The following is a 23281-nucleotide window of genomic DNA, read 5'->3' as shown; positions in this document are numbered from 1 at the left end:
CCGCGTTAGCATGAACCCCGGCACAAAACACCAAACAATCGTCAGGGGCGGAACATGGCAGTGAATCCGGCAATGAAATTCGGCAGCATGCGGGGCAAGAGTCCGGAGGAGGCGAAGTTCTTCTGGACCGGCGGGCCCATCGATATCGCGCCGCGCACCTGGTTCGCCTCGCAATTCTCCGGCTGCACCGCCTTCGAGACCGACGAGGGCCTCGTCCTGGTCGACACCGGCACGAAACAGTTCGCGCCGATGCTCGCCGCCATGCTGCGGCAGAAGACGCAGGCGCCGGTGCACACCGCGATCTACACCCATGGCCATGTCGACCACGCCTATGGCCTCGACCGTTTTCTTCTTCCGGGACAGAAAAAACCGCGCGTCATCGCCCATGCGGCGATGCCGGCCCGCTTCGCGCGCTATGCCGCGACGGCGCGGCACAATGCGGCGCTCAACGCCCGCCAGTTCGGCGGCACGGTGGAGGCGCAGAGCGCCGACGCCTATGCCGCTTTCGGCCAGCCGCCGATCCCGCCCGACACGCTCTACGAAGACCGCATGGCCGTCACCGTCGGCGGCGAGCGCTTCGAACTGCATCACTGCAAGGGCGAGACCGACGATCACACCTGGGTCTACGCGCCGGCGCGGCGCGTGCTGTGCCCCGGCGATCTTTTCATCTGGGCGGTACCGAACGACGGCAATCCGCAGAAGGTCCAGCGCTATCCGTGGGAACGCGCCAAGGGTTTGCGCGAAATGGCGGCGAAGGCGCCGGCGTCATTCTGTCCCGGCCATGGCGGCCCGGTGATCGACGAGCCTGAAAAGATCGCCCGCATGCTGACCGAGACGGCGGCGTTTCTCGAAACCGTCGTGTCCCGCACCCTGGCGGCGATGGAGAACGGCTCGCCGCCGCATGTCGACATCGTCACGGGGATCGCGCTGCCGAAATCGGATTCGCCCTGGCTGCAGCCGGTCTATGACGACACCGAATTCCTGGTGCGCAACGTCATCCGCTTCTATGGCGGCTGGTGGAGCGGGCGTCCCAGCGAGCTCAAGCCCGCGCCGCGCGCGAAACTCGCGAACGAGGTCGCCGCGCTCGCCGGCGGCGTGCGCACGCTCGCGGAGCGCGCCGAGGCGCTGGCTGGTGCCGGCGATTTCCGCCTGGCCTGTCATCTGGCCGATTTCGCGCTCGAAGCCGCGCCGGGCGATGCCGACGTCCAGGCCCGCGTCGCCGCGGTTTACGAAAAGCGCGCCGACACCGAGACGAGCCTCATGACGATCAACATCTTCAACTCGGCGGCGGCTTATGCGCGGGCGGGCAGGCCATTCGCGTAAGATATTTTGATCTGGGTACTCGTCGCTCAAACGTCGTCATCGCCCGCATAAGCCGGGCGATGACGATCGCTACTTCGGATCGACTCGAACCCGTTTGCCTACCGCGCCGCCGCCCCATTTCACTATCGGATTCATGGCCCACTCCAGTCGTGCTCCCCGAGCGCGGCTGAGATAGTACGGGTTGCGGCGGACCCGGATCACGAGCCGGTGAGCAACCCCGCCGGCGCGCAAGCCCGCCGTAGCGGCATTGCATGGCTCGCGGAATTTGCCGTGGCGTAAGGTGGCGTTTCCCCGAGGGGTGCCGAACGCGCTGCAAACGTCCCATTCGGCGCCAATCGTCCAATCGGCGGACCTCCGGCATCCCTATCGTTCCAAAAACTGACCAAAGGAGATTTTCATGATCAGGCTATCCCGTCTTATGGCGGTCGCCGCCGCTTTTGCCGTGTGCGGCGCGGCCCCTGCCGCCTCGGCGGCGCCCGCGAACGCGGTGAAGAACATCGTGCTCGTCCACGGCGCCTTCGCCGACGGCTCGGGCTGGAAGGCTGTGGCCGACATCCTGAAGAAGGACGGCTACCATGTCAGCATCGTCCAGCCGCCCGAGACCTCGCTCGAGGACGACGTCGCCGCCACCAACCGCGCGCTCGATACGCTCGACGGTCCGGCGATCCTGGTCGGCCACTCCTATGGCGGCATCATCATCACCGAGGCCGGTAACAACGCCCATGTGAAGAGCCTCGTCTATATCGCGGCGTTCCAGCCCGATACCGGAGAGAGCCTGGGTTCGCTCGCGGCGAAGATCCCACCGGCCTCCAAGGCGATCACGCCCACCAAGGACGGCTTCCTGTTCATCGACCCGGCCGCGTTCCATGCCGATTTCGCGGCCGATCTGCCAGCCTCCGTCGCCGACTTCATGGCCCATTCGCAGGTGTTCGTGTCGGGCAAGGCCGCGGGCACGCCGGTGACCTCGCCGGCCTGGAAGACCAAGCCGAGCTACGCGATGGTCGCGACGCAGGACCGCTCGATCAATCCCGAGCTCGAACGCTTCATGTACAAGCGCTCCCACGCCGACACGGTCGAGGTGAAGGCCAGCCATGTCGCCTATATCTCGCAGCCCCGCGCGGTCGCGGCGCTGATCGAAAAGGCGGCGACGCACTAGGCGCGGCGCATCACGGACCGATCTTGGCCGCCGGAACGGCCTCCCAGGCCTTCCGGCGCGCCTCGTTCGGGGCGCTCGTCACATGCGGCGGGCCGTCGCCGAAGATCGTCGTGGCGCGCTTGGCCGAATCGTAGCGCATCCAGGCTCCCGACGTGTCGTTCGACGGATTGCCGTCATTGGCGAACGCGATCCACGAATCCATCATCGCATCGGACAGCGCTTCGGCCTCCTTGCCCTCGCCGAAGAACGGCGCCGCGCCCTTGAGGCGGAACGTGCCGAAGGTGAAACCCAGCTCCAGCGCATGGCACGCGCCCAGCGCGCCGTCCAGGAACGGCGACGGCCAGTCGAAGCGATAGGCATAGGTCGGCGCGTGCGCGCTCTGCGCGTCCAGCAGGCGCGTCGCCGGCACGAAGAAGCTGTGATCCGTCATGATGTCGTTCCAGCGGTCGAACGGCGTGCCCTTCGCGGTTGCCGCCAGGATAGCGTCGGCGTGTTCCTCACCCGCCAGCCGCGCCGTCAGCTTGCGCAGGCCGGCCTCGTCCATGGTCTTGAGATTGGCGGCGGCGACGGTGAACAGCTTCCACTCGTCGCGCGTCGTCCCCGTCATCGCCGCGACGCCCTTGGCCGAGCCTTCGGCGACGCATTCGATCGCCCGCCGGGGCAGGATCGTCCCGTCGACGGTCGGCGCGAACGGCATGCCGAGGCCGACTTCGCGCGGCGCGTCCAGCAGCGCCTTCTGCACTTCCAGGATCGCCTCCCAGGACAGCGCGCGCGGATCGGCCGCGCCGAGCTTGTCCAGCACGAGCTTCGCGACGCGCGCCGACACCTCGCGCGCCGTGCCGATATCGCTCGCGCCCGATTGCGGGATCGCCTTGTGATAGAGCCCTGAGGCGTTCGGCGAGGCCAGAAGCGCGCCCACGCTCATGCCGCCGGCGCTTTCGCCGAAGATGGTGACGTTGTCCGGATCGCCGCCGAACGCGGCGATGTTGTCCTTCACCCAGGCCAGCGCCGCAATCTGGTCGGCCAGCCCTTCTGCGCCGGTCCCCGGCAGCTTGCCGTCCGTCGCATCCGCGAGGTTGAGGAAGCCGAAGGCGCCCAGCCGGTAATTGATCGTCACCAGCACCAGGTCGCCGCGCGGGACCAAGAACTTGCCGTTATAGGTGCCGACGCTGCCGGCCCCGGTGTTGAAGGCGCCGCCATGGATCCACACCATCACCGGCCGCTTGGCGTCGTCGCAGCCCGGCGTCTGGACGTTGAGATAAAGGCAATCCTCCGACCGGGTGCCCGGCGTGCCGCCCAGGACGGCGCCGCTGGCGCTTGCCACCTGCGGCGCGATGTTGCCGAAGCGCGTGGCGTCACGCACCCCGGCCCAGGGCTCCGCCGGCTCGGGCAGGCGCCAGCGCAGCGGCCCGACCGGCGGCTTGGCGAAGGGAATCCCGTTGAAGCGCAGCACGCCGTCGCGCGCCAGGCCGGCAAGCTTGCCGCAGGCGATTTCGACGGTCGCGGCGATGGCTTGGTCCATGTCGGGTTCCTTCCTGTTTTTCCACGTTTGCGGTCATGATCCCGTCGCCCGTGCCGCCGCGCAAGGCCCCGAAACCGTTGCGGAAATGAAAATTCGAACGGGCGGTTTAAGACTTTGGCTACCGATTGGGCACAACCTGCGGCGATGGCAGACCCGGCCGAAACACTGAATGCATTGTCGCACAAGGAAGGTTGGTCCATGCGCGCGGACACGACCCTGAATTTCGATTGCCCCGAGCTCAACGCGATCCGCGATGTGTGGACCGAGAAGGCCAAGGCCGCCGGCGGCCTGCCGTCCCGCGCCGATTTCGACGCCCGCACGCTGAAGCCGTTCCTGCGCAACGTCTCCATCGTGGAGCGTGCGACGCATCCGTCGGGCCGCCCCAGCTACCGCTTCCGCTTCTACGGCAGCGCGCTGGCGCAGCGCTTCGGCGAACAGACCGGCCAGTTCATCGAGATGTCGATCCCGCCGGATCGGCTGAAGCGCTGGATCGCCGGCTATGACGCGGTGCTCGAAGGCGGCGTGCCGATGCGCTTTTTGAGCTATTTCGAAATCCCGCGGGTGTCCTACCTGAACGGCGAGAGCTTTTCCGCGCCGCTCTCCAACGGCATCAAGAAGCCGGCCACGATCATCGCCTGCACCTACTTCACGCCCAAGGCGCTGTCGCGGGCCGAGAGCGCGTAGGGGCATCCGCAAAAAAACCGTCATGCCCGCGCAGGCGGGCATCCAGGGTCGCTTGCGGCCTGCATGGATTCCCGCATGCGCGGGAATGACAGTCTGGAATTCGCGCGATATCGGACAGCGTCATCCCGCCGTCACCGTGAATCCCGCGCGCGGGAAATGCACCACGACCTCGCCGACCGCGGGATCGCTGCGTCGTATCGCGATCTCGCGCGCATTGGAGAACACCAGCGTCCCCGCGACCGGATCGCGGCCGTAATCGTCGGCCGCCACCGTCACCTTGTCGCCCGGCTTGCGGCCGTTGGGATCGTGCGGATCGGCCGCATCCTGCGCCGTCGGCGTCGCGGCCCTGGCGACGGCCAGCGCCTCCGCCGGCGACATATCGCTTTTCGCACCATGCCCGATGGCTTTCACGCGCTCGTACCAGGCTTCGATGACGGGAAACTCTACCGTCATCTCCTTCGCCTTGTGCGGCAGGGCGTTGGCGACGAACCAGGGATTCATGAAGGCGTGGATATCGGCCAGCCCCGCCTGGGCGCCGCCCCAGAACGGCCGCCCGTCCGCCAGCTGGTCGGACAGGAACGCCAGATGCGCGCGATACTGGTCGCGCATGAACGGCACGGCGCGTTTCAAGGCCTCGGAGGAGAACGATCCGCCGCTCATCGCCGCGCGGTCCTTCTTGAAATCCTCGGGCACGAGATCTCCGATCTCGCCGAAGATGATGGCGACCGCGGCCGGGAACATCTGCCGGTCGGCCCAGAGGCCGATCGCATAGGGCGCGCCCTTGTTCTGCGGCGACGGGCTGGGCGCCGGAAAGCGCCGTTCCAGCTCGCGCAGGATGAGCGGGGTGTCGCAATAGAGGTCGGCGCCGATCTGCAGCACGGGAATCTTGCGATAGCCGCCGGTCAGCGGGATCAGGTCCGGCTTGGGCATGATCACCGGCTGCACGACCGAGCGCCACGCCAGCCCCTTGATCCCGAATGCGACGCGGATTTTTTCCGAGAAGGGCGAGTTCGGATAATTGTGCAGGATGATCTCGTCGGTCGTCATGGCGTCGTCACTCCGTCAGGGCCGCACGCTCGAGCAAACAAAAACTGTCATGCCCGCGCAGGCGGGCATCCAGAATCGCTTGCGGCAGGCATGGACTCCCGCTTTCGCGGGAGTGACAGCGGAGCTTTGACCGGTTTCCGCGCAATGCAATCCCGATCACGTCAACTCGTTCGAGAACCGGATATTGTTCTTCTTCATCCCTTCCAGCACCACGTCGATGCCGCCGGAGCGGATCATCCACTCCAGGCGATGGTCGCGGTATTCGCGCTTGAACCTCCCGCTTTCCACCGCGCCCGCGACCTGGCTCATGCTCGCCAGCACGTCGGCCGCGGCCTGCGCCGCCTTGCGCACCGACGCCCGCTCATTGGCGCGCGCCAGCCACCGGCTCAGCGCCGAGCCGCGCTCCGGCGCGAAGCCGCTGCCGAGCGCGCCGTTGAGATAAGGCACCACCGAAAGATCGGCCCAGCCGAAGCTCTCGCCGTTGAACCAGGGCCGGTCGCCGAGGTGCCGCGTCAGCCATTGATAGATGCCGCGCGCCTGCATCGCCGCGTTCGCCTCGATGGTGCGGGCGCGCTCGCCGTCGGCGCGCTTGAACCAGCGGATCTCGCCCATGCCCCAGTTGATCGGCTCGAAATGCGTGTCCATCACGTCCTCGATGATCCGCGCCGTGGCGCGCTCCGCCGGCGAGGCCGGCAGCAGGGCGGGCGCGGGCCATTTGTCCTCGACATATTCCAGGATGATGGTCGAATCGAAGATGCGGGTCTCCCCGTCGATCAGCGCCGGCACCTCGCCGCGCGGATTGGCTTTGAGGAATTCCGGATCGGGCTGACCGGTGCCGATCGCCGCCGGCATCTTGGTCTCGTAGGCGACGCCCTTCTCGTCCAGCGCGATCTTCACCTTCTGCGCATAAGGGCTGAGCGGATGCTCATAGACGATGACGGTCATGTCCTGTCCTTCCACAATTGCGCCATCCAGCCGAACAGCGTGGCGGGGTCGCCCGGCACATCCTTCGATCCGAATTCGCGGTAGAGCGTCGCGGTGTTGACCGCGATGCGCTCGGCGTCGCCCCAGCCGGCAAAGTCGTCGAGCGCGATGGATCGCGCCGCTTCCAGTGCGCCCATCCCCGATTCGTAGCGCGCCTTCGCCGCGTCCCGGATATAAACGAGATAGTCTTTCACCCGCGCCGCGCCCTTCTTGTCCGTCACCGGCCCGTGGCCCGGCACTATGGTCTCGACATCCATCGCCTCGATCGCCCCGCAGGCCTCGATCCAGTTCGCCACCGGCCCGGCCCACATGATGGGATGGCCGCCGATGAACAGGATGTCGCCGGTGAACAGCGTCTTGTCCGCCGGCACATGGACCAGCGCATCGCCGCCGGTATGCGCCGGGCCGACCTCGATCAGCTCGACGTGCTTGGCGCCCACCATGCGCGTCGCCCGCCCGGTGAAGGTGGTGTCCGGCGCCCGCGCCGCGCAATTCTCGAAATCGAAATCGCCGAAACAGTGCAGCAGATATTCGCCGGTCAGGCCCAGCGCCGGCGCCGCCTTCATGAACTGCGCCAGCCCTTTCGGCGTCTCGTGCTTCATCGCCTCCGCCGCGCCCACGGTCGCGACGATCTCGCAGTCGAGGCAGCCATTGCCGTAGCAGTGATCGCCATTGTGATGGGTGTTGACCAGCGTGCCGATCTTGGCGGGTGTCGCCTTGGCGAAGCCGTCCAGCATCGCGCGTATGCGCGGTATCGAACATCGTGTCGACCAGCAGCGCCTCGCCGCCATCCGTCACCAGCCCGGCATTGGAAAAACCCCAGCCGCCGTCCGGCTGCAGATAGGCGAAGGCGCCGGTGCCGAAATCGACCACGCCGGGTTCATACGAAGCCTTACGGAAGGAAAGCGTCATCCTGTCACCTGCACCGTCGCGGTCTGATGCCGGACCTTGACCGATTAGGGCGCGCCCTGCTTTTTGAAGCAAGGTCCTTCGGCGGGCTCGGGACGACGATTGAGGAAGATCATGATCGAAGCGGTGATTTGGGATTTCGGCGGCGTGTTCACCACTTCGCCCTTCGAGGCCTTCGCGCGTTACGAAACGGAACGCGGCATCCCCGTCGGAACCATCCGCAGGATCAACTCCGCCAACCACGAGACCAATGCCTGGGCGCTGTTCGAGCAGTCCAAGGTCGACATCGACGGCTTCGACCGCCTGTTCGCGGCGGAAGCGGCCGTGCTCGGCCATGCGATCCCGGGCCGGGACGTGCTTCCGCTGCTGGCCGGCGATTTCCGCCCCGAGATGATCGAGGCGCTGCGCCGCATCAAGACGCGGTTCAAGACCGGCTGCATCACCAACAACATGCCGCACAACGCGGCGGGCGGTACCGCGGCGGGCCGTTCGCTCTATGCCCGCGAGATCATGGAGCTGTTCGACGTCGTGATCGAATCGGCCAAGATCGGCATCCGCAAGCCCGACCCGCGCATCTACGCGCTGATGTGCGAACGGCTCGGCGTCGAACCGCCGGCTTGCGTCTTCCTCGACGACCTCGGCGGCAATCTGAAGCCCGCCAAGGCGATGGGCATGACGACCATCAAGGTCGAGACCGCGGCCCAGGCCATCGCCGAGCTCGAAGCGGCGACCGGCATGACGCTCGCCTGACGCCTTAGGCCCATTCCTGCGGGATCCGCGTCGCCCGCTGGTTGACCAGGAGCTTGGCGCGCCGCGCCTTCTCCTCGTCGGACAGCGTCGCCGGATCTTCGACCGCCGCGGGCGGCAGCGCCGCCTCCATCGCTTTCTTCACCGCCGGCCGCGCTTCCATGCGTTCGAGCCAGCGCTTCACATTGGGGAATTCCTCGATGTCGATCTTGCGCAGCTTGTAGCCGCTCGCCCAGGGATAGCAGATCATGTCGGCGATGCTGTATTCGCCCGCCGCCAGCCAGTCCTTCTTGTGCAGACCGAGATTCATCACGCCGTAGAGCCGGTGCACCTCGTCGGTGAATCGCGCGACGGCGTAGGCGAGGTCGCCATTCGCCGGGTTCTGCGCCGCGCGAGTGAAATGGCCCCACTCGCCGAATTTCGGCCCCTGATTGCCCATCTGCCACATCACCCATTGCACGACGTCGTATTTCTTCGCAAGGTCCTTGGGCAGGAAGCGTCCCTCGCGCTCGGCGATGTACATCATGATGGCGCCCGATTCGAAGATGCGGATCGGCTCGCCGCCGCCATGCGGCGCGGTGTCGACCAGCGCCGGCATGCGGTTGTTGGGCGAGAACTTCAGGAACTGCGGATCGAACTGGTCGCCGCGTCCGATATTGGTCGGCTTGATCCCGTAAGGCACGCCCAGCTCTTCGAGCAGGATGGTGACCTTCTTCCCGTTCGGCGTCGGCCAGTAATAGAGTTCGAGCATCGCGCGTCTCCCATGTTGCCTGAACCCACTTTAGCACGCGCAGCCCCGCGTTGCGCGCATCGGTCCCATCGCTAGACTGCCGGCAAAGACAACCGGAGGGACTGCATGACTATTTCTATGTTCCAGATTTCCGTGCCCGTTTTCCTGCGCCACCTGCGGGCGCTGGACGGCGTGCTCGACAAGGCGGCGGCGTTCGCCGAGGCCCGGAAATTCGACCAGGCGGTGCTGCTGGCCACGCGGCTTTATCCCGACATGTATCCCCTGAACGTCCAGGTGCAGCAGGTCTCGATCCATGCCCTGCGCGGCATAGCGCTCCTCGCCGGCGTGGAGCAGCCCGATTTCGTTCCGGCCGAAACCACGCTGGCGGGCCTGAAGGGCCGCGTGAGCCGGACGATCGATTTCGTGAAGGCCGCGACGGAGGCCGCGATCGACGGAACCGAGGACAAGGACATCGTCGTCAAGTTCGGCACGCGCGAGGCGCCGTTCAAGGCGCTGCCGTTCCTGGTCGGCTTCGCCCTGCCGAACTTCTTCTTCCACTACACGACCGCCTACAACATCCTGCGCAGCGTCGGCGTCGACGTCGGCAAGCGCGATTTCATGGGCGTTCCGGGATAGCCGGGGAGGGCCGCCATGCCGAAGATCGACATCGCCGCCGCGCCGGAACGCAAAGGCTCCGGCTATCCGCCGCCTTTCGATGCGCCTTGCGCCGAGCGCGTGCGGCAAAGGCTGGGCAATGCCGGCGGCCTCACGGATTTCGGGGTCAATCTCATGCGCTTGCCGCCCGGCAATTGGTCGAGCCAGCGCCACTGGCACAGCCATGAGGACGAATTCGTCTATGTGCTGGAGGGCGAGCTGACGCTGATCGAGGACGGCGGCGAGACGGTGCTGCGAGCCGGCGACTGCGCCGCCTTTCCGAAGGGCTCGGGCAACGGCCATCACATGATCAACCGGTCGGCCGCACTGGCGATCTATCTGGAAGTCGGGTCGCGCGCGCCCGAAGACATGACGACGTGCTCCGACATCGACATGAAGAGCGCCAATTCCGACGGCCGCTTCGTCCACAAGGACGGCACGCCCTATCCGCAATCTTGAGGCAGCGCTGAGTCGGATTGAATCGCTTCCCGATTGTCATTCCCCGAAAGCGGGAATCCAGCCTTGCCTGCAAGCAACTCTGGATGCCCGCCTGCGCGGGTATGACAATGAGCGGTTCTATCCGATCGATTTTGCGCTGGCGGACGTCACCCGCACACATCCTGGAGATAGGACGTGAAATCGCCGTCGCCGAGCGGTCCGACTTCCTTGCCGGCCGGCGTGAACAGGAACGCCCAGTCATAGCTGCCGCCGAACACGAAATAGCGATGCTGCGACACGATCAGATCGTCGCGGTAGCGCGGGTCGCGGCAATGCGCCAGCACGGTCGCTCCGTTGCTCGCCATGACATAGCGCTGGCGCCCGCTGCGCAGGTCCAGCACATGCAGCGCCCCCGATGTCGCCCAGGCCGGCGTCTCGAAATAGAGCAGCCTGCCGTCCGACGAGAACTGCTTGTCGTCGAAGCCGCAGATCGTCGCCTGGGGCTTGTCGTCGTGATGGGCGCGGAGCAGCGCGCGGGGATTGCTGCCGTCCGCGCCGACGCTCCAAAGCTCGAAGGCGGTATTTTCCGAACCGTCCCAGGAGCAGGATTTTATGGCCGGGCCCTGCCGGTTAAACACGACGCGCCTGCTGTCCGGCGACAGCACCGGGTCGCTGTCGCGGGGCCCCGCCGTGATCGGCCTGCCGTCCACCACGATGCGGCCGTTCTCGGCCTTCACCGTCGCGGCCTGCGCCGCGGCGGCCCAGCCGAACAGGATCAGGATCGAAAGAAACGCGCGCATGAACTCCCCCGGGAACGGCGGAAATCTGCGCGCCGATTGCGGCGGGCATTGGGCGCAAGGCCGTCGATTTTCCGCTGGGGAATGGTGGTGGTGCCGCATTCGCGCGGCCTACAATGCGCCGTGCGAAAGACCGGGGGGACGATGGCTGCGCGCTGGACGACGAAGAACACACGGCTTTTTTCCGGCGCGGAGCAGGCCGCGAATTTCCGCGCGATGAGTTCGATCTATCCCGTCCGAGTGATCCGCCGCGCCTCGAAGCCAGCCGCCTTCGCGCGCGGCGAATCGCTGACCCTGCCGGAGACGTTCGAATTCGACGGAAAACCGCAGAACACCGCGGAGCTTCTGGCCAAGGTCGAAACCACCGGCCTGCTCGTCTTGAAAGACGACCGTCTGGTGTTCGAAGAATATTGGCTCGGCAACGACGCGACGACGCAGTCGATATCCTGGTCGGTGTGCAAATCCTTCGTCTCGGCCCTGATCGGCATCGCCATCGGCGAAGGTGCCATCGGCTCGGTCGAAGATCCCGTCACCCGCTACGCGCCCGCGCTGGCGGGCAGCGCCTATGACGGCGTGCGGCTCAAGGACGTCCTGCAGATGTCGTCCGGCGCGCGCTGGAACGAGGACTATAGCGACCCCCAATCGGACATCAACCGTTTCGGCCGCCTGCTGGTGGACGGCACCTCGTTCGACGATTTCGCGGCAAGCTGCGTGCCCGACCGGCTGCCCGGCACCTTCAACCGCTACAACACGACCGATACGCATGTCCTGGGCATGGTCGTGCGCCAGGCGACGGGCCGCGCGCTGACGGACTATCTGCGGGACAAGCTCTGGGAGCCGCTCGGCATGGAAGCCGACGCCTTCTGGATCGTGGACACCAAGGGCGCCGAATTCGCGGGCGGCGGCCTCAACGCGGTGCTCAGAGACTATGCCAGGCTCGGTCTTCTCTATCTGAACGGCGGCGTCTTCGACGGGGTTCAGATCGTGCCGTCCGCCTGGGTGCGCGATTCGACGACACCCGACGCGCCGCATGTGATGCCCGGCGTGCGGGAATCGGCGGCGCTGCCCTGGGGCTATGGCTATCAATGGTGGGTGCCGGACGACAGCGGCGCCTACACTGCGATCGGCATCTACGGCCAGTTCATCTATGTCGACCCGAAGGCGCGCGTGGTGATTGCCAAGACCTCGGCCTTCCGCGATTACGGCCGCAGCGCCAGGCCCGAGCACTACCGCACCGCCGACCAGTTCGCCCTGTTCAAGGCCATCGCGGCGTCGTTGGCCTGAAACGCCTTTGTCATGCCCGCGCCGGCGGGCATCCAGGAAACCGGCAATCTGCCAAGACTGGATTCCCGCTTTCGCGGGAATGACATTGTGAATGATATGACCGATCGGCCTCTACGCGAAATCCTTCGAGAGCGCCGCGCGCGTCGCGGCCGGCATCACCGCCATATGGCCGTAATTCTCGTGGGTGAAGCCCAACACCACCGGCTCCGTCCCCGCGCGGAACGCGGCGATCTGCGCCGGCGTGAAGGTGAAGCGCAGCCAGTGCACCGATGAGGTCTTGCCGTCCGCCGTGGTGCGGTCCTCGTAATCGGTCGGCGTGCCCTTGATGCGGTCGCCGCCGATCTCCAGGAAGGCGGTGTCCTCGATATGGCCGAGGCGGCGCAGCTCGCGGTCGCGGCGGTCGGCATCCTCGATCTCGATCATCACGGTGGCGATCAGCTCCGCGCCCTGCGGGATCAGCGGATTATAGGCTTCGAGCTCGCCGGCAACCTGCTCGGCGCCGCCCTTCTCGATGCGCAGCATCTCCTGCACCTGCAGCCACATCGACTGATAATTCTCGAAATAGAACGTCGCATAGGGCCCGACCTCCATCCGCCGGTCCTTCTTCTCCGCGATGGATTGCGTGCGCAGCGCCGTGCGCATCGCGTTGTAATCGGCGTCCGACATGATGTCGGCGGGCGTGATCTTGCGGTCTGCGAGGGACATCATGAAAACTCCAACCCATAGGCGCGCGCCATGATCTGAATCGGATGCTCGGGCTCGCGCGCCTTGGCCTCGCTTCCGTCCTTCCCCGCCAATTCCTTCACCTGCTGCACGATATGCTGCGCCGCCAGCGGGCAATCGCTGACGATATGGCCGCGCCCTTGTTGCTTGGCGGTGCGGAACACCGGCCGCCCCACCTTCACCGCCAGATCGTGCGTCGGCTTGACCACGCCGAAGGTCCCGCCATGGCCGGAGCAGCGCTCGATCACGTCGACCGGCGTGTTGGGGATCAGCCGCAGCATCTCCGCCGCCTTCGGCCCCATGTTCTGCGCCCGCGCATGGCAGGCCAAATGCACCGTCACGCCTTCCGGCAGCGCATTCATGCCGGCCGGCAGGCCTTCCTTCTTGGCGACATCGACGACGTATTCGTCGATATCGAAGGTGGCGTCCGCGACGCGCTTGACGTCCGCATTCTCCGGCACGATCAACGGCCATTCGAATTTCAGCATCAATCCGCACGACGCGGTGAGCGCGACAATGTCGTAGCCCTCGTCGATCAGCTTGACCAATTCCTTGGAGACCTTGGCCGCGTTCTTCGCGACGCGATCGAGCTCCGCCTGCTCCAGGAACGGCATGCCGCAGCAGCCGGGATAGGCGACCTTGGTCTCGACGCCGATGTGATTGAGCACCGCGCGCGCCGCAATCCCCGTCGCCGGCTTGTTGTAGTTCACGAAACAGGTGGCATAGAGCGCCGCCTTGCGCTTGCCATAGGCCGGTGCCGCCGCATTGGCGTGAATCGGATCGCCCTTGTCGACCGATACGAAAGTCCGCGTGTGGAATGTCGGCAGCTCCGCCGTGCGGTCGATATGCGCGACGTTTTCCATCAGCGCCCGCATCGGCTTGTTCGTCGTGGCTGATGCCCAGTTGATGATCGGGGAGGCGACACGCGCCATCGTGCCGTTGCGGTCCATCTCGGCGAGCTGGCGCTGGGTGAAATCCTTCTTGCCCTGCTTCGCCTCGACCGCGCGGGCGCGCAGGATCAGATGCGGAAAGTCGAGCTGGAATTCATGCGGCGGCACGTAAGGGCACTTGGTCATAAAACACATGTCGCACAGCGTGCAGGCCTCGACGACGTTGCCGAAATCCTCCGATTTCACCGCCTCGATGGTTTCGTCGGCGCTGTTGTCGATCAGGTCGAACAGGCGCGGGAAGGAATCGCACAGATTGAAGCAGCGCCGGCAGCCATGGCAGATGTCGAAGACGCGCCGCATCTCCTTGTCGAGCGCCTCGGCGTCATAGAACGCCTCGTCGCGCCAGGCGATCGGATGCCGTGTCGGCGCTTCGAGGGAGCCTTCGCGGGACATGGGGAAAATCTCTTCTTTCCTCCCCCGTGTTTACGGGGGGGCCGCGAAGCGGTGGAGGGGGCCCGACCGGGCGGGCCCCCTCCGCTTCGTTCGCTTCGCTCACTCAGCACCTCCCCCGCAACAGCGGGGGAGGAAAAGGGCTTACTTCCCCAGCGTATCGAGCGCCTTCTGGAAGCGGCCGGCGTGGGACTTCTCGGCCTTGGCCAGGGTCTCGAACCAGTCGGCGATCTCGTCGAAGCCTTCGCCGCGCGCGGTCTTCGCCATGCCGGGATACATGTCGGTGTATTCGTGGGTCTCGCCCGCGATCGACGCCTTGAGGTTCAGCGTCGTGTCGCCGATCGGCTCGCCGGTCGCCGGATCGCCCACCGCTTCGAGATATTCGAGATGGCCATGGGCATGGCCGGTCTCGCCTTCCGCGGTGGAGCGGAACACGGCGGAGACGTCGTTGTAGCCTTCGACGTCGGCCTTCTGTGCGAAATAGAGATAGCGGCGGTTGGCCTGGCTTTCGCCGGCGAACGCGTCGCGAAGGTTCTGGGCAGTCTTGGAGCCTTTGAGCTCGGCCATCGTCTTCTCCTTCGGGGCTGGAAAATCACTTTCCGCGCAGAAGGAAACTCCGCGGCGGACCGCGTGTCAACAGTTTAGAACGCTTCTAAAGAAGTTGAGAGTCGTTCTCAGGATTGGCGAAACTTACGATGCCCACCTCCTCCTATGCGCATAGCGCGCTGGCGGCAGCGTGCCGACGCCCGTAATGGCGTTAGCCGCGAAGGGCGGAGGGGGTCTTTTTGACTCTCACGACAACATCGATGCGGTCTACGGCCATGCCCTTGGGCGGCTCGGGCACGCCGGCGACCTCGATATGCTCGCCCGGGATGTCGATCAGCTCGCCGTCTTCCTCGACGAAGAAATGCTGGTGATCGCCGGTATTGGTGTCGAAATAGGACCGCGCGGCGTCGACCACCACTTCGCGCAGGATGCCGGCGGCGGTGAACTGGTGCAGCGTGTTGTAGACCGTCGCCAGGGAAACCTGGACGCCCGCCGCCTGGGCGTCGCCATGCAGCGATTCGGCCGTCATGTGGCAATGGCCCCGGGCGAACAGCAGGCCGGCCAGCTCCACGCGCTGCCGCGTCGGGCGCAGGCCCGCGTCGCGCAGGCGCTCCACCGCGTCGGTTCCGGCTTCGCGAACCTTCTTGGCCATGTCGAGTTACCTGATCCAGACCGCTGACACTTGGGGCCTAACTTTGCTATCCTGCCCGAAGCGTATTCGTTAGAACGTTTCTAACATAGAAATCGGCCCAAAGCCCTTCTCTGTCAAGGGCCCGCCGCAAAGGACCCAAGACGTGGACAAGCCCAATCCCGCACGCAAATCCTCCTTCGACATGGCCGGCCTGCTCGCCTGCGCCCGCGGGGAGCTGTTCGGCCCCGGCAACGCCCGGTTGCCGCTGCCGCCGATGCTGATGTTCGACCGCATCACCAAGATCACCGACGACGGCGGCGAGGCCGGCAAGGGCACGGTGGAGGCGGAACTCGACGTCAACCCGAACCTGTGGTTCTTCAAATGCCATTTCCAGGACGATCCGGTGATGCCGGGCTGCCTGGGGCTGGACGCCCTGTGGCAGATGGTCGGCTTCTTCCTCGGCTGGATGGGCGGGCTGGGCAAGGGTCGTGCCCTCGGCGTCGGCGAAGTGAAGTTCTCCGGCATGGTGCTGCCCACCGCCAAGAAGATCACCTATTACGTGGAGCTCAAGCGCGTGATCATGCGCAAACTCGTGATGGGCGTCGCCGACGGCATCATGAAGGTGGACGGCAAGGTCGTCTACGAGGTGAAGGACATGAAGGTCGGCCTCTTCAGCGACGCGGTCGAAGCGCTCAAGAACGCCGGCGCGCAACCCGTCACGGCCTAGCTGCCATAGTGGCGCTTGCGCTATCACACGCACATTGTCATGCCCGCGCAGGCGGGCATCCAGACTCGGACCGGTCTGGATTCCCGCTTCCGCGGGAATGACGGACGCAATCGGATCTAGGAAAACGTCATGAGACGCGTGGTGGTCACCGGGATGGGCATCGTCTCATCCATCGGCAACAACACCCAGGAAGTCGTCGCCTCGCTGCGCGAAGCCAAGTCCGGCATCGTGACGGCGGAAGACTATGTGAAATACGGCTTCCGCTCCCAGGTGCATGGCAGCCTGAAGATCGATCTCGACGCCGTGGTCGACCGCCGCGCGCGGCGCTTCCAGGGCGACGGCGCCGGCTATTGCTGGGTCGCGATGAACCAGGCCATCGCCGATGCGGGGCTTGAGGCGCACGACATCTCCAATCCGCGAACCGGCCTCATCGTCGGCACCGGCGGTCCCTCGACCAAGGCCATCGTCGCGGCGGCGGACGTCACCCGCGCCAACCATTCGCCCAAGCGCATCGGCCCCTTCGCGGTGCCCAAGGCGATGTCGTCCACCGCCTCGGCCAATCTCTCGACCTGGTTCAAGACCAAGGGCGTGAACTACTCGATCTCGTCGGCCTGCTCGACCTCGGCCAATTGCATCGGCAACGCCTATGAGATGATCCAATGGGGCAAGCAGGACGTGATGTTCGCCGGCGGCGGCGAGGAACTCGACTGGACGCTCTCCGAACTGTTCGACGCGATGGGCGCGATGTCGTCCAGGTTCAACGCGACGCCGCAAAAGGCCTCCCGCGCCTATGACAAGAATCGCGACGGCTTTGTCATCTCCGGCGGCGGCGGCATCCTCATCCTCGAAGAGTACGAGCACGCCAAAGCCCGCGGCGCCAAGATCTATGCCGAGATGGTCGGCTATGGCGCCACCGCCGATGGCGCCGACATGGTGGCGCCGAGCGGGGAGGGCGCGGTGCGCTGCATGCGCATGGCGATCGAGAAGGTGAAGGCCCCGATCGACTACATCAACCCGCACGCGACCTCGACCCCCGTCGGCGACATCCCGGAGATCAACGCCATCCGCGAGGTCTTCGGCGAGGCCATGCCGCCGATCAGCGCCACCAAGTCCCTCACCGGCCACAGCCAGGGCGCCGCCGGCGTGCACGAGGCGATCTACACGCTCCTGATGATGCAATCGGGCTTCATCTGCGAAAGCGCCAATATCGAAGAGATCGATCCCGCCGTCGCCTCCGCGAACATCGTGCGCCGGCGCATCGACAACGCCCGAATCGAGACCGCGCTGTCCAATTCTTTCGGCTTCGGCGGCACCAATGCCTCGCTGGTGTTCCAGCGCGCCGCATAGAACTTGCATCGGATGGTCCGACCCTGTGTCGGCTGTCCCAAAACGGTACAGACCCACACAGGGCGAGGTTAGACATGGCGGACGGCAAGTTGATGCAGGGCAAGCGGGGCCTGGTGATGGGGGTCGCCAACGACCATTCCATCGCCTGGGGCATCGCGCGCGTGCTCGCCGCCCAGGGCGCCGAAATCGCCTTCACCTATCAGGGCGATGCCCAGGCCAAGCGGCTCAGGCCGCTGGCGCAATCCATCGGCGCGCAGATCGTTCTGCCGGCCGATGTCGAGAACGATGCCGAGCTCGACGCGGTATTCGACCGGCTGAAGACCCATTGGGGCAAGATCGATTTTCTGGTCCACGCCATCGCCTTCTCGGATCGCGACGAGCTCAAGGGCCGCTATGTCGACACCACGCGCGGCAATTTCTCCCGCACCCTGTCGATCTCCTGCTATTCCTTCACCGCGGTGGCGCAGCGCGCCGCCGCCCTGATGACCGATGGCGGCTCGCTGGTCACGCTGACCTATCTCGGCGCCAGCCGCGTCATGCCGAATTACAACGTCATGGGCATCGCCAAGGCGGCGCTGGAAGCCTCGGTCCGCTATCTCGCCGCCGATCTCGGCAAGGACGGCATCCGCGTCAACGCGATCAGCGCCGGCCCGATGCGCACCCTGGCCGGCTCCGCCGTCGGCGATGCGCGCATGGTATTCAAATGGAACAAGAGCCACGCGCCGCTCAAGAGAAGCGTCGAGCTCGATCATGTCGGCGGCGCCGCGCTCTATCTGCTCAGCGATCTGGCGGGCGGCGTGACGGGCGAGGTGCATTTCGTCGATGCCGGATTCAACGTGGTCGGCATGCCGCCGACCTCCGATCTCAAAGGCTGGGTCGCGCCCGAGAACGAAGCGACCGAAGGGGCCAAAGCGAATGTCCGCGAACCTGTCTAAACTTCTCCTCGGTGCCGCCGTCCTGGCGCTGACCGCGACCGCCGCCTCCGCCGCCTGGCAGGACGTCGCTTCGCCCTACGACCAGCAGCGTCTCGCCCGGCTCGGCGAAGCCAAGGAGAAGGCCCTCGCCGAAGCCCATGCCGGCACCGGTTCGGGCGACGCTTCGGCGATCGACGCCGCGCTCGGCCCGGCCAGCCATGCGCCTTCGGGCGGCGAGCTTCTCGGCGGCTGGCGCTGCCGCACCATCAAGCTCGGCGGCATCACGCCCTATGTCGTCTATTCCTGGTTCAACTGCCGCATCTCGCAGCGCGGCGGCGGATTGTTCTTCGAGAAGACCAGCGGCAGCCAGCACACCGCCGGCTTCCTCTATCCCGCCGATGGCGGGCTTGTTTATCTCGGCGCCTCGTCGGTGACCGGCGAGCCGCCGCACGCCTATTCCGGCAACGGCGCCAGCGCCGGCGCCGCCGCGACGCCGGACGACCAGATCGGCATCCTGACGATGATCAGCGCCGGCCACGCCCGCCTGGAAATGCCCTTCCCGGTGCAGGAGTCGACGCTGGATGTGATCGAGCTCAAGCGCTAGAGTCGTTTTGGTTGGAAATTACCGACATAAAAGTCGTCATTGCCCGGCTTGTCCGGGCAACCCATTTTTCTCGCCGCCAAATTGGATCGCCCGCATAAAGCGGGCGATGACGGTTGTTCCTGAGTGATTCAGTCCAAACCAAAACGACTCTAGTCACGCGTTCGGCTCGGAAATCGCCACGGTCCAAGGCGCGTCTGCGTTCTTGCGCCATGCAACCATGCCGAAATCGACAGTCGGAAGCGCGAGCAGATCGGGATGCCGCTCCGTTACGCAGTGAAGACAGATCAGTATTGGCTTTTCATCATCATGGTCAGGCGTGCCGCACAAGAATTGCAAGTCGCCATCCATTTCGTGGAAAACCGACAGAACTGGCTTGCCGGCCATGACATGCTGGCATGCAAACGTCGCCTTGTGGGCTTGGAAAGTGTAGTCCGCCAAGCCGATTTCGCTGGCTCCCGCATAGTGTTCATGGCCATCGTTCATGGGCTGCGTATAGCATATTTGACAACGATCCGGCTTGCGCGATAGATCGCGTTCGCCCGCCTCCCCAGAGGTTTTATGTTAGAGATTGTCGCCATCCGCTGATCGCCCGCGTTCGAAAGCGGGCCTAGACACGCGCTCTCGCGCGCGCAGGCTGTTGCCTGTCCGTCGCGTCGCGCGGAGTTCGGTGCGATGAAAGACGACATCCTTGAACATCTCGAAACTGGAGCAGCGCGTGCTGCACTGCCTGGCGCAGGGCGGCCGCATTCGACATACCCGAAACGACGGCCGCATCGTTGAGGTCGATTGCTACAACCGCGATGGCCACCGCCTGGCCGACTGCACGCTCGGCCTTTTCAAGAAGCTGAAGCAGCGCGGACTCATCGAGTCTCGCGGCGGCGCACCCTACCGCATCTCGCGGCTGGGCCTCGCATCCGTGCGCGCGCAATTGGACAACCGATAGGAGAACGACATGACGAACGAACAGCTCACCGCGCGGCTGGCAAAGCCGCGCTTTCCGCGCAGTTCCGGCTATGACGCCCGCTGGGTTGCGGACAATCTGATGGGCCCGAACGTGCTCTGGCTCGCGGAGTATCTCAGCGAGGCGCTCGATCTCAAGTCCGGCATGCGCATCCTCGATCTCGGCTGCGGCAAGGCGGTCTCTTCGATCTTCTTCGCCAAGGAGTTCGGCGTGACCGTCACCGCCGCCGATCTCTGGATCAAGCCGACGGAGAATCTTGCCCGCATCGAAGCCGCCGGCCTCGCCGACCGCGTCTTCTCCGTCCACGCCGAAGCGCACGCGCTGCCCTTCGCGCACGAAGAGTTCGACGCCATCGTCAGCCTCGACGCCTATCAGTATTTCGGCACCGACGATCTCTATCTCGGATATATCGCGAAATTCCTGAAGCCTGGCGGACGCCTCGGCATCGTCGTGCCGGGCCTGGCGCAGGAGATCGCGGCAGTGCCGCCGCATCTCGAACCCTGGTGGGAATGGGATTTCTGCTGCTTCCATTCGCCCGGCTGGTGGCGGCGCCATTGGGAGAAGACCGGCCTCGTCGCCGTCGAAACCGCCGATGCGATGGATGACGGTCCTGCGCTGTGGCTCGATTGGTATCGCGCCGTGCAGCCGCTCCTGACCGGCTTCCATGCCAAATCCGCGGCCGACGGCATCGCCATGCTGGAAGCCGACACGGAAAAGCTGTTCGGTTTCACCCGCGCCGTGGCGCGCAAGGACGGAGCGGACTACGTCGTCGCCGGACCGTTGGAGTAAACACCCTCTCCCGCGAGCGGGAGAGGACGCAAAATCTCACGCTTAGCGAAGCGCGTAGCGAAGCTAAGCGTTAGATTTTGCCAGGTGACGGGTTCTGCACGACGCCCGAAAATGCTGCGCATTTTCTACCTCTCCCGCGCGGGAGGGGACGCGATCACGCCTTCGTCCCGCCCTCGGGCCCGAAGAACATCACCCAGGCCTTGAACTCGGCGGAGAAGCTCGCGAAGCGGTGCGGCACGCCCGCGGGAGCGAACAGCACGTCGCCGGCGTCGAAGCGCACCGTCTCGCCGCCGCGCTTGAAGATGCCGTGGCCGGCCTGGATGATATAAATCTCGTCGCGCTTATGCGCCTGCTGGGTGTCCTGGTCCGCGGGCACGAACAGCAGCAGATTGGCGTCGCCCTGCTGGAACAGCGATACCGACGGCTGGCCGGACGCCGCGAGCTTGGCCGCCGAGGCGATGAAATCGATCTTCAACGGCGGATTGGCCATGGCCTAGGCTTCTCTCTTCGCGGCGCGCGCGAAACGGTCGAACAGATAGTGGCTGTCCATCGGCCCGGGCGACGCCTCGGGGTGATATTGCACGCCGAATATCCTCTTGCCCTCGACTCTAATCCCGCAATTGCTGCCGTCGAACAGCGAAACATGCGTTTCCTTAACGCCGGCCGGCAGGCTGTCGCGATCCACCGTGAAGCCGTGGTTCATCGACACGATCTCGACCTTGCCGGTCTCCAGGTCCTTCACCGGATGGTTGGCGCCGTGATGGCCCTGGGCCATCTTCCGCGTCTCGCCGCCCAGTGCCAGGCCCAGCATCTGATGGCCGAGGCAGATGCCGAACACCGGCACATTGGAATCCACCAGCCCCTTGATGGTCGGGATCGCATAGGTTCCGGTCGCCGCCGGATCGCCTGGCCCGTTGGACAGCAGCACGCCGTCCGGCTTATGCCGCATCACCTCGTCGAAGGTCGATTGCGCCGGCACCACGGTGATGTCGGCGCCGAGCCCGGCCAGGATGCGCAGCATGTTCCGCTTGACGCCGTAATCGACCACCGTCACGCGCCAGGAGGGTTCCGGCAGCTCGCCATAGCCCTTGCCCCAGGCCCAGGGCATCTCGCTCCATTTGTAAGTCTGGCGCGACGACACGTCCTTGGCGAGGTCGAGGCCCACCAGTCCCGGAAACGCCTTCGCCGCCGCAAGCCCGTCATCGGGGCCGCCGCGCGTGATCGCGCCATGCGGCATGCCCTTCTCGCGGATCCGGTTGGTCAGCGCCCGCGTGTCGATGCCGGCGAGGCCGGGGATGTTGTTCTTCTTGAGCCAGGCGTCGAGCGCCGACAGCGCGCGATAGTTCGACGGATGCTCCGCATCGGCGCGCACGATCACGCCGCGCACGACGGGATTGAGCGACTCGATGTCTTCCAGATTGGTCCCCACGATGCCGATATGCGGAAACGTGAAGCACACGATCTGCCCGGCATAGGACGGATCGGTGAGGATCTCCTCATAGCCCGTCATCGCGGTGTTGAAGCAGACCTCGCCGACGCCGTCGCCGGCCGCGCCGAAGGCCTGGCCCTCGAACACGGTTCCGTCCGCCAGCACGAGCCGTCCGCGCGCAAAATCCGCCGCTGGCGGTGCGGCGGAGGCGGGCGAGGCGATGGGCATGGAGAGGTCCGGATTGATTTGGCGGAAAATAGGGAGCGTGTCCGGCAGGGTCAAGCGGATGTGGCGGCTATTTTGTCTTGGCGGTTCAACCGGTTGGCAAAGTGCCGCGATTGGAAATGGAACTTCGATTCCGTCTGGACCGAATTCCGGACCGTCATTCCCGCGCAGGCGGGAATCCACGCTTGGCGGATCGCCCGGCCGCTGGATACCCGCCTGCGCGGGAATGACAGATGGTTTTTCGCCGGGCGCTTTCGTGTTCTAGAGTGCCGCCTTCTCAACCGGGAATCAGTTCATGGGCTTGCGCGAACAGATCAACGATTCGCTGAAAGAGGCGATGAAGGCCAAGGATGCGCGCCGCGTCGCCACGCTGCGCCTCGTCAACGCCGCGCTGAAGGACCGGGACATCGCCGCGCGCACCGAAACCAGCCGCGATCTTCTGGGCGACGACGAGATCCTCTCGCTGCTCGCAAAGATGATCAAGCAGCGCGAGGATTCGATCGCCGCCTACGAGGCGGGCAACCGCCCGGAACTCGCCGCCGCCGAGCGCGACGAGATCGCGATCATCCGCGATTTCATGCCCAGGCAGATGACGGCCGACGAGGCCAAGCTCGCCATCGCCGCGGCGATCGCCGATGTCGGCGCCGCGTCGATCAAGGACATGGGCAAGGTGATGTCGGCGCTGAAGGAGCGCTATGCCGGCCAGATGGATTTCGGCAAGGCGAGCGGTGCGGTGAAAGACGCGCTGAGTCCGCCGAAATAGGGTGGCC

The 23281-nt window shown here is 65.5% G+C and carries 28 protein-coding genes; 15 read left to right on the top strand and 13 right to left on the bottom strand.

All coding sequences use genetic code 11. From position 1 onward, the window contains the following. The first annotated feature begins 54 nt into the window (after nt 1-54). Nucleotides 55-1323: an alkyl sulfatase dimerization domain-containing protein gene (locus WDN01_16450; protein ID MEJ0027618.1), complete on the top strand. Its 1269-nt coding sequence runs from the start codon at nt 55-57 to the stop codon at nt 1321-1323. 397 nt (nt 1324-1720) lie between these two features. Further along, nucleotides 1721-2479 carry an alpha/beta hydrolase gene (locus tag WDN01_16445; protein ID MEJ0027617.1) on the top strand — a complete coding sequence of 253 codons (759 nt, stop codon included), beginning with the start codon at nt 1721-1723 and terminating at the stop codon, nt 2477-2479. Nucleotides 2480-2489: 10 nt separating this feature from the next. Here the strand turns inward: WDN01_16445 and WDN01_16440 are convergent, their stop codons facing one another. After that, nucleotides 2490-4001, bottom strand: coding sequence for a carboxylesterase/lipase family protein (locus tag WDN01_16440; GenBank protein ID MEJ0027616.1), 1512 nt, complete (start codon nt 3999-4001; stop codon nt 2490-2492). 198 nt (nt 4002-4199) lie between these two features. Here WDN01_16440 and WDN01_16435 point away from each other — a divergent pair, with 198 nt between their 5' ends. Further along, the gene (locus WDN01_16435) at nt 4200-4685 is read left to right on the top strand and encodes a PAS domain-containing protein (protein MEJ0027615.1); all 486 of its coding nucleotides are present in this window, start codon (nt 4200-4202) and stop codon (nt 4683-4685) included. A 120-nt stretch (nt 4686-4805) separates the two neighbouring features. Here WDN01_16435 and WDN01_16430 read toward each other — a convergent pair whose 3' ends face one another. From WDN01_16430 to WDN01_16420, 3 genes are all read right to left on the bottom strand, one after another. Continuing rightward, on the bottom strand, nt 4806-5732 hold the full coding sequence (locus WDN01_16430; GenBank protein ID MEJ0027614.1) for a glutathione S-transferase family protein: 927 nt from the start codon (nt 5730-5732) through the stop codon (nt 4806-4808). A 156-nt stretch (nt 5733-5888) separates the two neighbouring features. Next, nucleotides 5889-6677 (bottom strand): glutathione S-transferase family protein, encoded by a 789-nt coding sequence (locus WDN01_16425; GenBank protein MEJ0027613.1) that lies wholly within the window; start codon nt 6675-6677, stop codon nt 5889-5891. After that, entirely contained in the window at nt 6674-7453 is a 780-nt protein-coding gene (locus WDN01_16420; protein MEJ0027612.1) for an MBL fold metallo-hydrolase, read from the bottom strand. Before WDN01_16420 ends, WDN01_16425 begins: the two co-directional genes overlap by 4 nt. On the opposite strand from WDN01_16420, the gene WDN01_16415 reads away from it, so the two are divergent. Both WDN01_16415 and WDN01_16410 read left to right on the top strand, forming a co-directional pair. After that, nucleotides 7434-7655, top strand: a complete 222-nt coding sequence (locus WDN01_16415) for a hypothetical protein (protein MEJ0027611.1) — start codon at nt 7434-7436, stop codon at nt 7653-7655. The two genes, WDN01_16420 and WDN01_16415, sit on opposite strands and share 20 nt — an antisense overlap. Nucleotides 7656-7739: 84 nt before the next feature. Beyond that, nucleotides 7740-8375: an HAD-IA family hydrolase gene (locus tag WDN01_16410; protein ID MEJ0027610.1), complete on the top strand. Its 636-nt coding sequence runs from the start codon at nt 7740-7742 to the stop codon at nt 8373-8375. Nucleotides 8376-8379: 4 nt separating this feature from the next. Here the strand turns inward: WDN01_16410 and WDN01_16405 are convergent, their stop codons facing one another. Next, nucleotides 8380-9123 (bottom strand): glutathione S-transferase N-terminal domain-containing protein, encoded by a 744-nt coding sequence (locus WDN01_16405; GenBank protein ID MEJ0027609.1) that lies wholly within the window; start codon nt 9121-9123, stop codon nt 8380-8382. Between the two features lie 105 nt (nt 9124-9228). Between WDN01_16405 and WDN01_16400 the strand changes: the two genes are divergently transcribed. Next, entirely contained in the window at nt 9229-9738 is a 510-nt protein-coding gene (locus WDN01_16400) for a DUF1993 domain-containing protein (GenBank protein MEJ0027608.1), read from the top strand. A 15-nt stretch (nt 9739-9753) separates the two neighbouring features. Continuing rightward, nucleotides 9754-10215, top strand: coding sequence for a cupin domain-containing protein (locus WDN01_16395; GenBank protein MEJ0027607.1), 462 nt, complete (start codon nt 9754-9756; stop codon nt 10213-10215). Nucleotides 10216-10361: 146 nt separating this feature from the next. Here WDN01_16395 and WDN01_16390 read toward each other — a convergent pair whose 3' ends face one another. Next, the gene (locus WDN01_16390; GenBank protein MEJ0027606.1) at nt 10362-10994 is read right to left on the bottom strand and encodes a hypothetical protein; all 633 of its coding nucleotides are present in this window, start codon (nt 10992-10994) and stop codon (nt 10362-10364) included. Between the two features lie 141 nt (nt 10995-11135). Here WDN01_16390 and WDN01_16385 point away from each other — a divergent pair, with 141 nt between their 5' ends. Further along, nucleotides 11136-12275 carry a serine hydrolase gene (locus WDN01_16385; protein MEJ0027605.1) on the top strand — a complete coding sequence of 380 codons (1140 nt, stop codon included), beginning with the start codon at nt 11136-11138 and terminating at the stop codon, nt 12273-12275. A gap of 111 nt (nt 12276-12386) precedes the next feature. On the opposite strand, the gene WDN01_16380 is transcribed toward WDN01_16385, so the two are convergent. From WDN01_16380 to irrA, 4 genes are all read right to left on the bottom strand, one after another. Continuing rightward, on the bottom strand, nt 12387-12980 hold the full coding sequence (locus WDN01_16380) for a DUF3501 family protein (GenBank protein ID MEJ0027604.1): 594 nt from the start codon (nt 12978-12980) through the stop codon (nt 12387-12389). After that, on the bottom strand, nt 12980-14341 hold the full coding sequence (locus tag WDN01_16375) for a heterodisulfide reductase-related iron-sulfur binding cluster (protein MEJ0027603.1): 1362 nt from the start codon (nt 14339-14341) through the stop codon (nt 12980-12982). The genes WDN01_16380 and WDN01_16375 overlap by 1 nt, the downstream gene beginning before the upstream one ends. A gap of 141 nt (nt 14342-14482) precedes the next feature. Then, nucleotides 14483-14905 carry a rubrerythrin family protein gene (locus WDN01_16370; GenBank protein MEJ0027602.1) on the bottom strand — a complete coding sequence of 141 codons (423 nt, stop codon included), beginning with the start codon at nt 14903-14905 and terminating at the stop codon, nt 14483-14485. Nucleotides 14906-15095: 190 nt separating this feature from the next. Further along, complete coding sequence (gene irrA / locus WDN01_16365; GenBank protein MEJ0027601.1) at nt 15096-15536, bottom strand: iron response transcriptional regulator IrrA; 441 nt, start codon at nt 15534-15536, stop codon at nt 15096-15098. A 142-nt stretch (nt 15537-15678) separates the two neighbouring features. On the opposite strand from irrA, the gene fabA reads away from it, so the two are divergent. The 4 genes from fabA to WDN01_16345 all read left to right on the top strand — a co-directional run bounded on the left by fabA (nt 15679) and on the right by WDN01_16345 (nt 19107). Next, entirely contained in the window at nt 15679-16242 is a 564-nt protein-coding gene (fabA, locus tag WDN01_16360; protein MEJ0027600.1) for a bifunctional 3-hydroxydecanoyl-ACP dehydratase/trans-2-decenoyl-ACP isomerase, read from the top strand. A gap of 129 nt (nt 16243-16371) precedes the next feature. Beyond that, on the top strand, nt 16372-17589 hold the full coding sequence (gene fabB / locus WDN01_16355) for a beta-ketoacyl-ACP synthase I (GenBank protein MEJ0027599.1): 1218 nt from the start codon (nt 16372-16374) through the stop codon (nt 17587-17589). A 74-nt stretch (nt 17590-17663) separates the two neighbouring features. After that, the gene (fabI, locus tag WDN01_16350) at nt 17664-18524 is read left to right on the top strand and encodes an enoyl-ACP reductase FabI (protein ID MEJ0027598.1); all 861 of its coding nucleotides are present in this window, start codon (nt 17664-17666) and stop codon (nt 18522-18524) included. Then, nucleotides 18505-19107, top strand: a complete 603-nt coding sequence (locus WDN01_16345; protein MEJ0027597.1) for a DUF4893 domain-containing protein — start codon at nt 18505-18507, stop codon at nt 19105-19107. The genes fabI and WDN01_16345 overlap by 20 nt, the downstream gene beginning before the upstream one ends. Before the next feature lie 153 nt (nt 19108-19260). Here WDN01_16345 and WDN01_16340 read toward each other — a convergent pair whose 3' ends face one another. Beyond that, nucleotides 19261-19590, bottom strand: coding sequence for a hypothetical protein (locus WDN01_16340; protein MEJ0027596.1), 330 nt, complete (start codon nt 19588-19590; stop codon nt 19261-19263). 205 nt (nt 19591-19795) lie between these two features. Here WDN01_16340 and WDN01_16335 point away from each other — a divergent pair, with 205 nt between their 5' ends. Continuing rightward, nucleotides 19796-20050 carry a YjhX family toxin gene (locus WDN01_16335; protein MEJ0027595.1) on the top strand — a complete coding sequence of 85 codons (255 nt, stop codon included), beginning with the start codon at nt 19796-19798 and terminating at the stop codon, nt 20048-20050. A gap of 9 nt (nt 20051-20059) precedes the next feature. Continuing rightward, entirely contained in the window at nt 20060-20857 is a 798-nt protein-coding gene (locus WDN01_16330; GenBank protein MEJ0027594.1) for a methyltransferase domain-containing protein, read from the top strand. 154 nt (nt 20858-21011) lie between these two features. On the opposite strand, the gene WDN01_16325 is transcribed toward WDN01_16330, so the two are convergent. Both WDN01_16325 and carA read right to left on the bottom strand, forming a co-directional pair. After that, nucleotides 21012-21347 carry a cupin domain-containing protein gene (locus tag WDN01_16325; protein MEJ0027593.1) on the bottom strand — a complete coding sequence of 112 codons (336 nt, stop codon included), beginning with the start codon at nt 21345-21347 and terminating at the stop codon, nt 21012-21014. A gap of 3 nt (nt 21348-21350) precedes the next feature. Further along, complete coding sequence (carA, locus tag WDN01_16320; protein ID MEJ0027592.1) at nt 21351-22514, bottom strand: glutamine-hydrolyzing carbamoyl-phosphate synthase small subunit; 1164 nt, start codon at nt 22512-22514, stop codon at nt 21351-21353. 292 nt (nt 22515-22806) lie between these two features. On the opposite strand from carA, the gene WDN01_16315 reads away from it, so the two are divergent. Continuing rightward, nucleotides 22807-23274: a GatB/YqeY domain-containing protein gene (locus WDN01_16315; protein ID MEJ0027591.1), complete on the top strand. Its 468-nt coding sequence runs from the start codon at nt 22807-22809 to the stop codon at nt 23272-23274. The last annotated feature ends 7 nt before the right edge of the window (nt 23275-23281 follow it).

Source organism: Rhizomicrobium sp., assembly GCA_037200985.1.
GTDB lineage: Bacteria > Pseudomonadota > Alphaproteobacteria > Micropepsales > Micropepsaceae > Rhizomicrobium.
The sequence above is the reverse complement of the archived record's forward strand: the minus strand, read 5'-3'. Positions and strand labels throughout refer to the sequence as shown.